Origin of the sequence: Streptomyces sp. NPDC005811 (genome assembly GCF_040630405.1) — a bacterium.
In the GTDB taxonomy this organism is placed as follows: domain Bacteria; phylum Actinomycetota; class Actinomycetes; order Streptomycetales; family Streptomycetaceae; genus Streptomyces.
Window position 1 is genome coordinate 1 of the sequence record NZ_JBEXXK010000040.1, and the last position, 15098, is coordinate 15098.

Genomic DNA, 15098 nt, shown 5'->3' on the forward strand with positions numbered 1-15098 from the left:
CACCGGAACGATGCCGGCTCCGTCAGGCAGAGCACAAGATCTGAAACAGAACACGACTCATGGGGCGAGCCCAGAACTCAAAACCAGGTCACTAGGACTCACCGGCCACCGCAGAGGTTGCACTGACAGCTGGCCACAGACCCCGACACAGATCGGCTTCGGGCACCATCCGCCTACACATACGCGAAGACCCCGTCCCCAGCGTTCTCGCTGATGGCGGGGTCTTTGGGCACCTGAATCAAGGTGCCCCCGGCAGGATTCGAACCTGCGCACACGGCTCCGGAGGCCGCTTGAGGACTGGGCAACGCGGCAGGTCGCGGCCCCAACTGCAGTAGGTCGGGCAGGCCCAGTCCACGGATAGTCCACGGGCTGCTGAGCATCGCTTAGATGTGAGACCTCAGTCGTGGGACTGACTGATGCCGACCGTTGCACCTGGCATGCGACCCTGTGAACCGCGCGGTGGACCTACGACTTCGGACTCGGCGAGACCCGTTCAGCTCTTTGCTCTGGCACTTGCCGCATTGGAGTAACTCCGCAGGAAGCCAAGCGGCTTAGGAGATGAGGCCCAACTGTTTCCAGTGGTTCAGAATTCGGATCCTCGACTCTTGGGCGGTGTACTGACTGGGCTTCGGCATCTTCTCCGGTGCCGACCACGAGCGCCCAGGGTGGAGGTCGTCCCACGGGGGCCGCGCCTGGCTGGTCCGGCCGCTACCCGGTGCATGATTCCCGAAGCCGTCAACGATGGCGTTCCACACCGGCCTGAACTGTCGAAGCATGACCTGCTCGGCGAGGGAGACGAAGAAGTCGACGGCGACCAGGTACCTCACTCGGAAGTCCGCCACGTCGAGATCGTAAGCTTGTTCGATGGATCGCCGATGGTCTCGGAGGCGATCCCATAGGGCGTCCTCATCGTCAGCGGCGCCAGACCCGGTGCCCTTACGCCCGCCCTCCGGAGTGGCCTTGCCCACATAGATGGGACTCTGGCAGTACGGCTCTGCGATGGGTGCGTACAGCTCATGGGAGCCGACGTAGTAGAGGGCGTAGATTCCGGCTCCTATCATCAGAGGCACGTCGGTGAGCGGGGCCGGCTCCATCTCCAGCATCTGCATCTCGATGCTGCGCCCGAGGTTCTCCAGTGTCAGCGGGTCGTAGGGATCAGGGCGAAGCGCGGTTTCGCGCCAGTTGCGCGGCCTGCGGCCGCCATTCACAGGTGATGCCTCCGACATGTGGTGCAGTCCCCCTCCTCGACCGATGCCTGCTGATGCGGCGATCACTCTAGTCGTGCGTTTCCCCTGGTGAAGCAGTACTTGCGCAGGTCTGTCCCCATGATCAACAAGTCCGCGGTACGCTTTGGTCATGTCTGATCAGGAGAAACACAAGTTCACCGACAGGACGTCTGTTGAGCTTTTCGCGGGTGGAGGCGGCCTAGCGATGGCTGTACACAACGCGGGCTTCCGGCCGCTCCTGGTCAATGAGTTCGCCAAACGGGCCTTGGAGACGTTGACTGAGAACGGGGCGCTTCCCCGAGACCTAGACGACGTGTCCATGCCCGAGCCGGGGAAGGGCCACCCGGGGCGGCGCGCCGCTGGCTGGCCTTTGGTACCCGGGGATGTGCGGCAAATCCCGTCGTTCGAGTTCCTGCGGGATGCGACGGTAGATGTCCTTGCCGGTGGGCCGCCCTGCCAGCCGTTCAGTCTCGGAGGTGTGGCTAAGGGTACCGAGGACGAGCGGAACATGTTCCCCGAAATGTTCCGAGCGATTCGCGAAATGCGCCCCAAGGCCGTGATCTGTGAGAATGTACGCGGCCTGCTCCGGAAATCATTCTCCCCGTATTTCGAGTACATCATTCGGGAAATGAGCCTTCCCTTCGTCCAGCGGGCCGAAGGTGCCACATGGGAAGAACACGATGAGGTTCTTCGGAAGGTACTGCGAGAGGGTAGTGCCGATCCGTCGGAGCGCTACGACGTCACGTATATGCCGGTCAACGCTGCAGATTACGGTGTCCCCCAGGTCCGGCAACGCGTAATCATCGTTGCGTTCCGCTCGGACCTGGGGGTGGCCTGGGACAGGTTCAAGCCCGAGCCACAGTATTCGGAGGCCGCACTGGTTCACTCCATGTATGACGGGACGTACTGGAAGCGGCACGACGACGTTCTGGGCATCGACGAGGTACGCGGGAAAGTCATGGCAAATCTGCCGCCGCTGCCCCTCATGCCGGATGGTAAGAAGCCGTGGCGCACGCTCCGTGACGCCATCGCGGGTATTGATGAAAACGAAAAAAAGCCACTGCCTCCCGTTTCGCTGGAGGCTGTCCACGGCAGACTCATGGTCGAAGGAATTCCTGATCACATCGGCTGGCCCGGTGCCCGTATCTATGCTGGCCACACTCCCAACGAACTTGACCGCCCTGCTAAGACGGTCAAGGCCGGTGTGCACGGTGTTCCCGGCGGTGAGTCCGTGGTGCGCCTAGATGACCCCACCTTCGACGGCACCGGGTGTCGATACATGACCGTCCGAGAGACGGCGCGAGTGATGACTTTCCCTGATGACTGGGTCCTTGCTGGCCCTCGTGGTGAGCGGATGCGCCAGCTCGGCAACGCTGTTCCTGTCAGGTTGGGAGAGGTCTTCGCCGCCGCTGTGCGTGACGCATTGGACGATGCTGAGGGGCGGGTGTGACCCAACGCGGCTGGAGCAACCAACTTCCTCCGGATCGGGCATGGAAGCCGCGTCCGGGGATGTCTCGCGCAGCCCGCTCAGGGGAGCAGGATCGTGCGGCTGGGGGCCGGCATCGCCGTGTCGTTGTCCTAGACGAAGACAAGCGAGCCACGGGTTCCATTGCCCTACGGGTTTATCGTCGAACGCGTCGCATCCGCGCTTATCTTCGGTGGTCTGAGGGAGGACGCACCCGCGAGAACTACATAGGTGAAGTCGACGCGGCTACTCGAGCGGCCAATCTGCTGCAAGCTTGGGCGATGGCTCGCGCGGCGGGCCTGGTTCGAGACGAAGTCTTGCCCAGTGACTCCAAGGCATCCTCCACAGCTGTGCGCGCTGTGATGACCGCCAACAGGAGCCGCGACACCAAGCCTGAACGCCAGCTCCGCTCACTGCTTCACCGTCAAGGGCTACGCTACCGAGTCGACGCTCGGCCGATTGGGACTCTCCGTCGCACCGCAGACCTTGTATTCCTCAAGGCACGCGTCGCCGTATTCGTGGACGGTTGCTACTGGCATGGCTGCCCCGAGCACTACCGCCCGGCTGTGAAACGCTCGCACTGGTGGCAAGAGAAAATCGAGGGAAACCGGGCCCGAGACGCCGATACGAACGCCCGACTCCGTGAGCAGGGATGGACAGTTGTCCGTGTCTGGGAGCACGAGGCTCCTGAGGTGGCAGCTGCGGAGGTCATCTCTGCACTTGAACGTTGCTCAGGTACGTCTGAAGGTCGGGTGCCGGCTAGTTCGCCGCGTGGCTCGGGAACCGACGACTAACCAGCACCGATCACGACTTGGTGTTAGCCCTCGTTCGAGAGGCAGACAGGTACAGCACACCATCTTCAAGCAACGAAGGGCCGACTCGGAGTACTGCGCCTCGGGAGTGAATCTTCTCCAGGCCACTCCCCAGGTCTACCAGGCCGCGCATCCTGAGGACGCGACGCTTCTCATCTTGACCCCGTCCTCTACTGGTCAACACCACAAGCGGGCGCTTGCCTTGACGCACCCGGCCATCCTTCAGCGCCGCCGGCCCCGGCTAGCTGGCGCTCCGGAGCTAAGCCTCTAGGCACGTTGCTCCAGCTCCAGACGTAAGAGAAGGCGTTGCCACTACCCGTGGAGCGGCGAAGCGTTCGAAAGCCTCCACGAGTGGGGGTATGCACCGCTAGCATGATCGGGCCTGAGGGTATCCCGGGCCCCGATCCTCGTCAGGAGTTCGCTAGCGTGGCTAACTTTCGCACCTCGGCCCGAACGGTGGACATGCTCGGCCGGCAGCAGATTGCAGGCATTCCCACAGCAATCAATGAACTCTTCAAGAATTCCTTTGACGCGTATGCCAAATCTGTAGTCGTTGATTGGCTAAAGGATCGCAACGTATTGATCCTGCGCGACGACGGAGTGGGCATGAGCCAAAGGGACTTCTTGGAACGGTGGCTTACTATTGGGACTGACAGCAAGGCTGCGGGAGGGCGGCTCCCACCACCACCAATCCCCCTGGGGTTCACGAAGCGCCCTGTCATGGGAGAGAAGGGGATCGGACGTCTTGCTATTGCTGCACTCGGTTCCCAAACCCTAGTGCTGACGCGGCAGCGCCCCCCGCTAGCAGTCGAAGAGAATCCATCCCCGGTTATCGCAGCCCTGCTCCCTTGGACTCTTTTCGGTGCACCCGGTGTGAATCTTGAAGATATCCACATTCCCGTCATTCCGGTGGTAGGAACAGTTGATCGATCAGTGGTCGAGCAATTGACTGACGAGGTTCGTGCGAACTTGGTCCGCCTCTCTGGTCGACTGGATAGGACAACCGAAGCGACGATCCGCGATCAGCTGGCTCAGCTAGATCAGATCGACCCCACAATTATTGAACGGATTCCTGGTCCACATATCACCAGCAACGCTGGTTATGGAACGGCATTCATCGTAACGCCTGTCGACGAATCTCTGCCAGGAGAGATTGAAGGAAGTAACGCAAACAAGGGCCAAGCGAGCCGTCTCTTCAAGTTGTTGGCTGGATTCTCGAATTCAATGTCGACAGACGCCAGAGAACCAGAAATGAAGACGTCATTCGTGGTTCGCACCGATGACGGTGTTGCCACGGACGTTCTAGATGGCGATGAATTTTTCAGGCGATCTGATTTTAAAAAAGCTGATCACGAATTCTCCGGAACGTTTGATGAGTACGGAACATTTCGTGGGCAGGTGTCTGTTTACAGAGAAGATCCCGTAGACCACGTTATCCCGTGGCGGGCGGGGCGAGGGGCTGCAACTCAATGTGGTCCGTTTAAGATTCACTTTGCATACGTGCACTACAGCCTGGCGCAGAGCAGTCTCACGCCTCAAGACCATGGAGATATTTCTGCAAAACTAGAAAAAATCGCGGGATTGTACGTGTATAAAGACGGCATTAGAATTCTTCCTTACGGCCAGAGTGACGTAGATTATCTCCAGATCGAAGAGCGGCGGAGCCGAAACCAGGGTTACTACTTCTTCTCGTATCGGAGGATGTTCGGGGCTATCGAGCTGTCGTCTTCTTCGAATCCTGCCTTGCAGGAGAAGGCCGGTCGTGAGGGATTTCGCGAAAATATCGCGTACCGGCAAATGAGAGGCATTCTCGAGAATTTCATGGTTCAGCTTGCCGCCGACTTCTTTAGGTCCAGCGGCACGCAAGGGCAGGAATTCCTAGCGAAGCGAGACGAACTCCAACGTACAGAGAAGATTCGTCGTGCGCGCGCCAGAGTCGCTGATGCGCAGCGTGACGGTTTTCGTTTTCGACTTCAACAAGTAATTGGAGAATTTTCTGAATCGAAACCTGCCACGCTAGTTGCTAACACGGTATCGCGTGTTGAGCGCGAACTTGCTCGTCTTAGTGATACTGCACCAGATGCTCTGGAATCCACCCTTGAGCTAGAAGAGGCGGCTCGCAGAGATCTGGAAAGCCTAGTTCATAACTACACGCTACGTAAACCCGACGGGGTAGGACTTGATCGCGAAACCAGCAGGGATTGGAATGTTTATGAGCGACTTCGGGATGAGCTGGTAACTGCTGTCGTGCCTGGGGCCGCTGTCAGAATCAGTGAGATGACAGCAATCCGGGCTGGGCGTTTGGCGCCGATCTCACACCTGAGAGAAAGAATCAAGGAGGATTTCGAGGAGTCCGCGAGCCGGGATCTTTACGACTGGTCGCAAGATGTTCAAGCGATCCGGACGAGATCTGAGCAGATTTCCGACGGCATCTCAGGCAAAGTTCGTTCGGCAGTTCAAAATGCGTCAGACTTTGCTAGGGAGCTGACGCGACGAATTACAGACCTTCCACCGTCAGCAACGGAAGATGACCTTTTCGCTTTGCGCCGACGACTTCTGCAGGAACTGGAGAGAGAGCTTCAGCGGCAGAAGGAATCATTGGATCCAATCCGCCGATTTCTAGGAAGCTTTGAGAGCGTGTCTCGTGGCCTCAGCTTGGATGAACAGCTTGAGGCTGTGGAAGAGGAGGTTATTGCCCTTCGTGCGCAGGTGGACACAGATCTCGAACTTACACAGCTGGGAAGAGCCGTAGAGCTGATCAATCACGAGTTCTCGTCAAGCATTAAGACCGTGAGGCGAAATCTGCGTGCTTTGCGCCCTTGGGGTCAGCGGAATGAGAAACTCGGCCATATTGAGCGGGAGCTAGCGACTGCTTTCGAGCACCTGGATAATTACCTAACGCTTTTCACGCCGCTGCAGAGGAGGTTGTACCGGAAGCCAACAAATATTAGAGGTTTCCAAGTGGCGCAATTCGTTCGCGATCTTTTCGGTGAGAGGTTTCGGCGTCACGATGTCGATCTCCGGGTGAGTCCGTCGTTCGAAGACTATTCCTTTGTGGGCTACCCGTCTACGTTTTACCCTGTCTTTGTCAACTTGGTTGATAATGCGATCTTTTGGCTGGCAGATAGGCCGGAGCCTCGTATTGTGCAGTTGGGGCAGCGGGGTGGCGCCTTGATTGTTGAGGATAACGGTCCTGGCATTTCGCTCCGTGACCGCGAAGCGATTTTTGAGCATGGGTTCTCGCGAAAGCCGGGGGGGCGGGGGCTAGGCCTGAAGATCAGCAGAGACGTACTGCAGAGAAGCGGATGGTCGCTGGAAGCGGTCGCTGATGGTGGTCTGCCATGGCCGGATAGTGCGGCATCCTTGCCGGGGCCCGGAGGGCAGGGCGTAGGCGCGAGTTTCTCGATCAATCCGCCAGACGACATCGAAGCGAGCGAGTTGGGGGAGGAAGAATGACTGAGGAGCTTGAGCACTGGTCGGTTGATGCCGCCAGGCACTACCTACAAACCGTTGTCGTCGTTGACGATCAGGTGGCTATTGAGCCGCTTGAGGGCGAGGATATTACGGGAGACGATGAAGTCTTTGACGGCTTTGATCCTTTTTCTGTGCCAGCAGAGTCAGAAGGAAGGCCGGCAGCTTCGCAGGAACCTCCAAAAGCCCGCCAGGAAGGAAAGGTCCCACGAGTCGAATCGGATCTAGATGGCGCTGTACTCTCAGAAGCCTTTGCAGGTTACGGGCTGGTCTGTGGGTACTTGCGTCCAGCTACCGTCGAACAACGGAATGCCCTGACCGAGGGGAGCTATGACCGTCTCTTCATGCGATCTGATGTCTTGGTGCTCGACTGGTCACTGAATGGTGACACAGGCCAGACCACATCTCGGCTCGTGGCCCGCTTGTTGAAGACCGAACAGGGCAAGCTCGGGCGGCTACGACTGATTTGCGTCTACACAAATGATCCCGACCTTTATGGGGTCCGAGACGTCCTTCGTCAGATGTTGCTGAATGAGGGCCATAAGCTGGATGAACTCGAAGATGACGACAGGCTGCAGCTTGAAGCAAGGGACTTTCGAATCTCGGTTCTGGGAAAGGCTGGAGTGAGCCGTCCTCCTATTTATGAGGCGGCGGTGGTGCCTGAAGTAGAGCTTCCTGAAAGAATCGTGAGGGAGTTTGCCCGAGCATCCCATGGCATCTTGCCGGGGTTCGCACTGAAAAGTCTGAGCCTACTGCGGGACAACGCGCCGGCGCTTCTGCAGCGGTTCCGGAGCGAATTGGATCCGGCATTCGTCAGCCATGACATACTCAGCGGTGAGGGCAAGCGATTCGCTATCCAGCTGATAGCTCGAGAGGTGCAGTCACTTCTGGAGTCGGCTGGTGCTGGCGATATGATTTCGCGTGAGCGCATTCAGTCATGGGCAAAGGCTCGGCTCGCTGATTCGGCGTTCGCCCCGTCTGTGCAGGGTAAAAAGGATGCTCTGAAGGAAGTCTCGGCAGAGAGCGTTTTGGGACTCCTCTCGCAGGAATCTGTCGATGTTTCCACACTGCACGATACCCGGGGTGGGAAGCTGGGCATCAATAACGTGGCAACTGTTGCCTCACTATTTGTGACGTCAGATCAAGCGCGCGTATCGGAAGAGGAATTGGGCAGGCTCTCCTGTTTCTCCAGGGATCTTCACAGTGGATATAGTGCTGCGCAAGAACCGACTCTCCAGCTGGGAACCATCTTGGTTCGAGGTGATGGGGTCTCTTCAGCTAAATCAGCCACGGACTTGCTGAAGGATTTGGAAGAGGGGGATTCGAAACTCGAATTCTTGCTATGTTTGCAGCCGCTTTGTGACTCGGAGAGATTGGAGATGGATATGCCTCGCGGGTTTCCGATGATTCCGCTATCTGAAGTGGAACTCGGAAAGGAGTTCCACTTCCTGGCTCTCGATCACCGCAAGAGCAGGCGGGTTCTCGCCAGTAAGGCCAAGCCGTATGACATGATTATGGTTCCGTTTCGTCGCACTGGCGATGAGCGGGTGGTGAGAGCTATTGGCAAACAGGGCATCCCGTGCTTCACCAGCGATGCCGGTGAGGAATTTCTATGGGTAGGCGAGCTGCGTCCCGAGCATGCGTTGCGTGTATCTCATGAAATGGGTCGCCTGATTAGTCGAGTGGGCTTGGATGAATCCGAGTGGCTCAGGAACAACGGCCTCAATCGTTAGCCAGTCCTTTCGTGAGCGTATGAGACCCGCACAGGTCATGTGTAGGTCGGTGGAGCGGCTTTGGGCTGGAGCTGCTTTGGCGCGAGTGATCATGGCCCCGTAAGCTTCCGGCGCGTCGGGCAGTCTGTGGACCTGCCCGGTAAAGCACGACGTTGGGGCCATGATCTTCGAGGCTCGCGCCAAAGTGGCTGCCTAAAGCCGTGGAGGCGACCGCCCCAGCCGCGACGTACTCTTTCTCGCACGTCAGGTCTCTGATTGCTGTGTGCGTGGCACGGGCGCCGGCCGGGCTGGAGCGGGGCGGAGACTGGAGCGCAGGCCCGGCCGGGGGCCGGGCCGCGCGCGGGGAGCGGAGCGAGCCGCCTTGAACCAGTAGAGAAAGTTTGAATCATGGCTGGGCTGCTGGTCGTGAGCAGTGAGGTTCATGGGCCTGGTCCCCGCAGTCCCGTGGTGTAGAACCCTGGGTATGGGGAGTGAACGGCGGGAGCGGCTGAGGGTGCTCGGGGCACGTCTTCGGGGGCTTCGCCTGGAAGTCGGTCTGACGGGTGCGGTGTTGGCGCAGCGCGCCGGTGTCGGTCAACCGACTGTGTCCAAGGTGGAGAACGGGCGCATGCTTCCCAGCCCCGATGTTCTGGGGCGCCTGTCGTCGGCGTTGGGTCTCGACGAGCCGACCACCCGTGAGGTGCGTGAGCTCCTGGCCGCGGTGGAAGCCGCGCCGGACGATGACCAAGTATCCGGCGAGGCAAGTCCCGCGGGTGTCCTGGACGACGCGGTGCGCTCCGCCAGCCTGGTCCGCTCGTTCCAGTGCGTTGTCCTGCCGGCCATGCTCCAGAGCGCCGAGTACGCACGCCACGTCTTCGAGAGCGCGCCGAACGCGACACCCGAAGCCATCGGCCGTGCTGTCGCCGCCCGTGTGGAGCGGCAGAGCCTCCTGTACGAACCGGGGCGGGAGTCAGTGTTCGTGCTGACGGAAGGCGTCCTGCGGACCTGGCCGGGGAATCCCGCGCTCATGCTGGCCCAGTTCGACCGGCTCTTGGCTGTCGAGAGCCTGAGTACGGTGCAGCTCGGGGTCATCCCGTGGCGTCGTGCGGTGCCGGTCATGCCTCGCCAGGGGTTCACCTTGTGCGACCGGCGGGCGGTCGTCGTCGAGACCTTCCGCGGTGAGCAGGTCTTGACCGACGCAGCTGAACTGGCTGCGTATGAGGATGCCTTCGCCCGGTTCGCGGAGGCGGCTGTCTTCGGTGCCGAGGTGCGGGAACTGCTCCTGAGCGTGATGAAGGAGTTTCAGGAGTTGGGAGACTCCGCCACTCGTTAGAGGAATAATTCCTCAAGATGCCTGGCCTGGTGCTTGCCTCTGGGAATAGTCTGCCGTGTGATGTCTAGCCCCCTAGACGGTGAGGAGTGCTTTCCCATGCCCACAAAGTGGTGCCGCATCTTTCCGGGCCAGGCTTGGCAGGTGGCCGAGGCTCGTCACTTCGTCGCCGCCATGCTCGACGACGAGGGCTCGGACGTCGTCGATGATGCCGTGCTGATCGTCGGCGAACTGGCCGCCAACGCTGTCCGGCACACACGCAGCGGTTGGTATCGAGGATGGTTCCTCGTCGCTGTCCACTTCGGTGACGACCTGGTGCGCGTTGAGGTGACGGACCAGGGCGGCGACGAGGAGCCCCTGCTTCGCAGTGTGACCAGCCAGGTGGAAGAGGGTGGCCGTGGGCTGATGCTGATCGCGGCCTGCGCCAAGGACTGGGGAGTGCGGGACCGGCCCGCCGGCGGTCGTTGCGTGTGGGCCGAGCTGCCGCGGAACGGTGCGTGATGCTCTCCTGGGCGGCAGGACTCGGTGTCTGCCTCAAGGGCTGTGAAGGGTGAGCCCCAAGGGAGTGCCTCGGCGGAGAGCCGGCTTCTTCGTGATCGGGGTTCGTTCGGGCAGGCGACTCCCGCCCATTCCGTCTAGGGCCCTAGACTCCTGGGTACTTCTAGGAGGTGTGGTCATGTCGGACGAGTTGCAGCGGATCATGGCGATCGATGATCCGTACCTGCTCCTGCGTGAGGTCACGACGCGGTTGGCCGACGCGCAGCAGGAGGTGACCGAACTCGCCCGGCTCCGTCGCCGTGTGGTTCAGGACCTCCATGCGCAAGGGCTGTCGTACGCGCAGATCGCCGAGAAGGCGGGCCTGAGCCGTGGGCGCATCCACCAGATTCGGCACACTGGGCCGGCGCCCGAGGGAGCGTTCCTCGGGGCGGGCGCCGTCACGATCGTCACCCCGCTGCGGTGGGACGGTGAGAAGAAGCGTCCGGTCGTCGCCATGGCTGACATGAACTCCGGGAAGCGGCTCGAAGAGCTGGCCAAGTCGTACGGACTCGCCGTCAGCTCCGGTCACGTCCAGGTGAGCGGTGAGGTCGACCTCAACCGGGACGGCCTGGTCGTCGTCTGCGGGCCGGGCATGTCCCAGGCCATGAGCGACTTGTACGCTCAGGACCCGGTACTCGGCTGGGAGCACCCGGACGGGGAGCCGTGGGCGTTGGTGGACCGGCGTAGTGGCACGTCCTACCGCGCTGGAGCGGACATTGAGCCGTACCGGCCGCATGACGTCGGATACCTCGGCCGTCTGCCCCGGCCCGACGGCAACGGCTCTGTCCTCGCCATCGCGGGAATCCACACGGCGGGCTCGCTCGGTGTCGTGCAGCTCCTGGCCTCGGATCTCAACGCGCTCTGGGGGCAGGTGGGCGAACGTCACTTCTCCACGCTGGTGAGCGTCGAGTACGACCCTGCGACCGATGAGCCGCAGTCCGTCGAGCTGCTCACCCCGCTCTACCTGCACGATGAGGAGTCGGGGGCGTGAACGTCGCCCTCGGCTCACAGCCCGCTGATCCGGGACGGGGGAACGAGGACTTTGCCGCAGCTGCCCCGGGTGCGGCTGTCCTCCTCGACGGTGCTGGCGTGGCCGGGGCGGAGACCGGATGCTTGCACGGCATCGCGTGGTTCTCCGCGACGCTGGGCGGGCTGCTGCTGAGCACCATCACGGCGCACCCCGCCCGGCCACTCGCCGACTGCCTCGCCGACTCGATCCGTGTCGTCCGGTCCCTGCACGGGGACGGCTGCGACCTGACCTATAAGGCCAGTCCGACCAGCACAGTCGTTGCCGTGCGGGCCAACACGGGAGGTCTCGAATACCTCGTCCTCGGAGACTCCACCCTCCTCCTCGCCGACAAGGACGGGAAGACGACGGCCGTCACCGACCAGCGCTTGGACGAGGTTGGCAAGCGGCTGCGCGGCCCGGTCGATCAGCTGCCCACCGGCTCACCCGAGCACGCTGTCGCCCTGGCCAAGTACCGCGACGCCCTGACCGGGCTCCGCAACCGGACAGGCGGCTTCTGGATCGCCGGGCCTGATCCGCAAGCGGCCGGCCACGCGCTTACAGGGGTGGCGCCGCTCGACTCGCTGATGTCCGTGACGCTGCTGAGCGACGGTGCGACACGACTCGTCGACTCCTTCGGGCTTGCCACATGGGAAGGGGTGCTGGCGGTTCTCGGTTCGTCTGGTCCGGATGAATTGATCGACCGCGTGAGGGAGGCAGAGGCCAGCGATCCTGATGGTCGGCGCTGGCCCCGCGGCAAGGCGCAGGATGATGCCACCGTCGTGCATTGGGTGCTGTCCTGAGTCTGTAGACGCCGTGCACAGGCGCGGGATGACCTGCCGAAGCTCGGGACGACCGAAGCGAGGCCAGGGGCCGGAATCCGCGATCCGCCGATTCAGGTGTCCGTGTCCTCGACTTCTCCTCGCAGCCCCCACTCGTCAAGGCCGGAGTAGATCAGCGCAGTGCGGGCGGCCGGGAAGGACAGGGAGTCGGCCTCCCCCGAGTACACCGCCACCAATGAGTCGGCTCCTCGCCACCAGGTGTCCGCCAGCCCCTTCACCTCGCGCACCGGCTCGTAGGCGCCCAGCGGGATGCTGTCGACGTCGTTGCCGGTGACCTTGGTGATCTGCTTCGCCCACATGGACGCGTGGTAGGCCAGTGCGAGCGATTCCACCCACCCCTCGACAGTCGCGTGAAGGGGTGTCCACTGATGTGAGTGGATGCCGAACTCTCCGTTCGGCCCGATCATGAACGAGTAGGGGACCGCGGTCCGTTGGTCTCCCGCTTCGAACGACCACCCTTCAGCGGGCGAGCCTTCAGGAGCGTCGGGGTGGAAGTATTTGGGGCCTCCGTCGTACTTCGGTGCCGGCGGCAGGACCAGGCCGCCCCATCGTTGCTGGTAGGCGGCCATCCGGTCGATCACTGCCGTCGGTATGTTCCGCTCGAGCCACCAGTCCCTGTGCTCCTCGATCGACTTCGTGTCGATCTTGACGCCGTGCTCGGTGACAAAGGACCGAGCCCTTCGCGTCAGCCCGTCGGGAACCTTGCTGGAGGGATGCGGTTTCACCAGGTGGACGGTACCCGGCACGGCCGTGCGACGCACGGGAGAAGTCGTCGTCCATCATCCGATCCGTATACCCCCCTAGACAATTGACGGCGCGTCGGTTTACTGTCGTCGTCAACCCCCCTAGACGGATGGGGTGGGTCGCCCCTCGCTGTCTAGGGGGGTATCCAAGTCGAGCGGGCCTATGAGGTCCCGGTAGTCCAGTGAGGTTCAGAAGATGCGTTTCATCCCCGTAGACGTCTCCGCCGCAACGCTGCTGGTCACGAAGCTTCCGGAGGTCAAGGTGAAAGACCGTCAGACCGGAGAGGTCGCCGTGGACCCGGTGACCAACCAGCGGCTGATGGTGCTGGAGCTGGTGTTCATCGCGCAGGGCGGATCGGACATGATCAAGGTGACCGTTCCGGAATCGGGCCTTGGCGAGGGGCTGATGATGGGCGCGGCGGTGATCGTGTCCGGGCTCGTCGCCAGGCCCTGGGAGAGTGAGTTCGGTGGTCGGATGCGGCACGGCATCGCCTACCGGGCGGACGCCGTCATGGTCAACGCGCCGGCCCCGGTGCAGGGCTGATCGCCATGACCGACACCGTATGGATGCTCGCTCTGGGTCTGCTCGGCCTGGTCGCGTTGCTGGTGCTGCGGCGCCGTGCGCCAGTCGCGTTCTGGTGGCTCGTCGGCTATCCACTCGTCGCGGTCCGGGTGTTGACGACGTACCGGGCCACGATGGACGCGTGCGGCCTGACCGTCCCCGCGTCGGCCATGCGCCGGGCCACCGCCCGGATGATCGGGCGGGAAGCGGCCCCGGTGCCGCCTCGGCGGTCCTTCCCCGTGCCGACCGGTTCCGGTCTGGTGATGCGCCTGCGGATGGCGACCGGACAGGCTCCGGAGGACTTCATGGCCTCCGCCGACCGGCTACGACATGCCTGGGCGGCGCACGCCGTACACATCCGTCCGACGAAGCCGGGTCGGCTGGAACTGCGGCTGATCGGCTGGGACGTGCTCGCGGACGTGCGGCCCTCCCGGCGACGCAACGGCGGCGGTCTGTTGTCGCTCCCGCTGGCGCTGCGGGACGACGGACGTTGGCACGTACGGGACTTCCGCGCCGTGCCGCACGAACTCATCCTCGGCGCAACGCAGTCCGGCAAGTCCGTCTTCCTGCGCAACCTGCTGTGCGGTCTGGCCCGCCAACCGGTCGTGCTCGTCGGGATCGACTGCAAGTGGGGCGTCGAACTCGCCCCGTTCGCGCCGCGTCTGTCGGCCCTCGCCGACACCCCGGACCGGGCGAACGAACTCCTTGACGCCCTGCTGGAGGAGATGGAAGCGCGGTTCCGACTCATCGGCCTGAAGTCTGGGTTCGGCCCGGACACCGCTCTCACCTCCGACATCTGGGGGCTGCCCGAGAACGTGCGGCCCGTCCCCGTCGTGGTCGTCGTCGACGAGGTGGCGGAACTCTTCCTGGCGGCCAGTCGGGACGACGAGAAGCGACGCGACGCCATGGTCACCAAGATCATTCGTATCGCCCAGCTCGGCCGCGCCGCTGGCATCTACCTGGAAGTGTGCGGCCAGCGCTTCGGCTCCGAACTCGGCAAGGGCGCCACCATGCTCCGCGCCCAGCTCACCGGCCGCATCTGCCATCGCGTGAACGACGAGTCCTCGGCCAACATGGCGCTCGCCGACATCTCCCCGGAAGCGGCCCTCGCCGCCACCGCCATCCCCGCCGAACGCCCCGGCGTCGCCATTGTCGGCGACTCCTCCGGCGGCTGGTCCCGTGCCCGCTCCCCGCACCTGACCCTCGACGAAGCTGCGGCCGTCTGCCGTGCCACCTCCGCCCTGGTGCCGCCGCTGCCTCGCGTCGACGCCTTCCGGCCCGCCGTTGCCACCGCTGTCGAGTCGCCCGCGGCCGCCGTCGCCGTACCGGCCGCGCGCCCGGTGGGCGAGTAGCCGCACCCCTCTCCACACGGTCGGCGTGACCGCCTCACGC

At 62.5% G+C, this 15098-nt stretch carries 12 protein-coding genes; 10 read left to right on the top strand and 2 right to left on the bottom strand.

The features are described from left to right. Positions 1-551: 551 nt before the first annotated feature. A complete protein-coding gene (locus tag ABZ490_RS34505) occupies positions 552-1226 on the bottom strand; it encodes an Eco29kI family restriction endonuclease (protein WP_358999205.1) in 675 nt (224 codons plus the stop codon). A 130-nt stretch (positions 1227-1356) separates the two neighbouring features. Here ABZ490_RS34505 and ABZ490_RS34510 point away from each other — a divergent pair, with 130 nt between their 5' ends. The 8 genes from ABZ490_RS34510 (at position 1357) to ABZ490_RS34545 (ending at position 12362) form a co-directional block, all read left to right on the top strand. After that, a complete protein-coding gene (locus tag ABZ490_RS34510; protein WP_358999208.1) occupies positions 1357-2676 on the top strand; it encodes a DNA cytosine methyltransferase in 1320 nt (439 codons plus the stop codon). A 296-nt stretch (positions 2677-2972) separates the two neighbouring features. Further along, positions 2973-3485, top strand: coding sequence for a very short patch repair endonuclease (locus tag ABZ490_RS34515; protein WP_358999210.1), 513 nt, complete (start codon positions 2973-2975; stop codon positions 3483-3485). Positions 3486-3929: 444 nt separating this feature from the next. Continuing rightward, complete coding sequence (locus tag ABZ490_RS34520; protein ID WP_358999213.1) at positions 3930-6959, top strand: ATP-binding protein; 3030 nt, start codon at positions 3930-3932, stop codon at positions 6957-6959. After that, the gene (locus ABZ490_RS34525; protein WP_358999216.1) at positions 6956-8707 is read left to right on the top strand and encodes a response regulator receiver domain; all 1752 of its coding nucleotides are present in this window, start codon (positions 6956-6958) and stop codon (positions 8705-8707) included. Before ABZ490_RS34520 ends, ABZ490_RS34525 begins: the two co-directional genes overlap by 4 nt. Positions 8708-9170: 463 nt before the next feature. Beyond that, positions 9171-10019: a helix-turn-helix transcriptional regulator gene (locus ABZ490_RS34530; RefSeq protein WP_358999219.1), complete on the top strand. Its 849-nt coding sequence runs from the start codon at positions 9171-9173 to the stop codon at positions 10017-10019. 96 nt (positions 10020-10115) lie between these two features. Further along, complete coding sequence (locus ABZ490_RS34535) at positions 10116-10517, top strand: ATP-binding protein (RefSeq protein ID WP_358999222.1); 402 nt, start codon at positions 10116-10118, stop codon at positions 10515-10517. 175 nt (positions 10518-10692) lie between these two features. Further along, positions 10693-11544, top strand: coding sequence for a sigma factor-like helix-turn-helix DNA-binding protein (locus tag ABZ490_RS34540; protein WP_358999225.1), 852 nt, complete (start codon positions 10693-10695; stop codon positions 11542-11544). Next, a complete protein-coding gene (locus ABZ490_RS34545) occupies positions 11541-12362 on the top strand; it encodes an integrase (RefSeq protein ID WP_358999228.1) in 822 nt (273 codons plus the stop codon). The genes ABZ490_RS34540 and ABZ490_RS34545 overlap by 4 nt, the downstream gene beginning before the upstream one ends. 92 nt (positions 12363-12454) lie before the next feature. Here ABZ490_RS34545 and ABZ490_RS34550 read toward each other — a convergent pair whose 3' ends face one another. Beyond that, the gene (locus ABZ490_RS34550) at positions 12455-13126 is read right to left on the bottom strand and encodes a hypothetical protein (RefSeq protein ID WP_358999231.1); all 672 of its coding nucleotides are present in this window, start codon (positions 13124-13126) and stop codon (positions 12455-12457) included. A gap of 214 nt (positions 13127-13340) precedes the next feature. On the opposite strand from ABZ490_RS34550, the gene ABZ490_RS34555 reads away from it, so the two are divergent. Further along, the gene (locus tag ABZ490_RS34555) at positions 13341-13688 is read left to right on the top strand and encodes a hypothetical protein (RefSeq protein ID WP_358999234.1); all 348 of its coding nucleotides are present in this window, start codon (positions 13341-13343) and stop codon (positions 13686-13688) included. A 5-nt stretch (positions 13689-13693) separates the two neighbouring features. Then, positions 13694-15058 carry an FtsK/SpoIIIE domain-containing protein gene (locus ABZ490_RS34560; RefSeq protein ID WP_358999237.1) on the top strand — a complete coding sequence of 455 codons (1365 nt, stop codon included), beginning with the start codon at positions 13694-13696 and terminating at the stop codon, positions 15056-15058. Positions 15059-15098 lie beyond the last annotated feature (40 nt).

Bases quoted from the DNA above. Each gene is read 5' to 3' on its own strand.
- ABZ490_RS34560 (WP_358999237.1), top strand. From the start codon at position 13,694: ATGACCGACACCGTATGGATGCTCGCTCTGGGTCTGCTCGGCCTGGTC.
- ABZ490_RS34525 (WP_358999216.1), top strand. From the start codon at position 6,956: ATGACTGAGGAGCTTGAGCACTGGTCGGTTGATGCCGCCAGGCACTAC.
- ABZ490_RS34530 (WP_358999219.1), top strand. From the start codon at position 9,171: ATGGGGAGTGAACGGCGGGAGCGGCTGAGGGTGCTCGGGGCACGTCTT.
- ABZ490_RS34540 (WP_358999225.1), top strand. From the start codon at position 10,693: ATGTCGGACGAGTTGCAGCGGATCATGGCGATCGATGATCCGTACCTG.
- ABZ490_RS34515 (WP_358999210.1), top strand. From the start codon at position 2,973: ATGGCTCGCGCGGCGGGCCTGGTTCGAGACGAAGTCTTGCCCAGTGAC.
- ABZ490_RS34535 (WP_358999222.1), top strand. From the start codon at position 10,116: ATGCCCACAAAGTGGTGCCGCATCTTTCCGGGCCAGGCTTGGCAGGTG.
- ABZ490_RS34555 (WP_358999234.1), top strand. From the start codon at position 13,341: ATGCGTTTCATCCCCGTAGACGTCTCCGCCGCAACGCTGCTGGTCACG.
- ABZ490_RS34505 (WP_358999205.1), bottom strand. From the start codon at position 1,226: ATGTCGGAGGCATCACCTGTGAATGGCGGCCGCAGGCCGCGCAACTGG.
- ABZ490_RS34510 (WP_358999208.1), top strand. From the start codon at position 1,357: ATGTCTGATCAGGAGAAACACAAGTTCACCGACAGGACGTCTGTTGAG.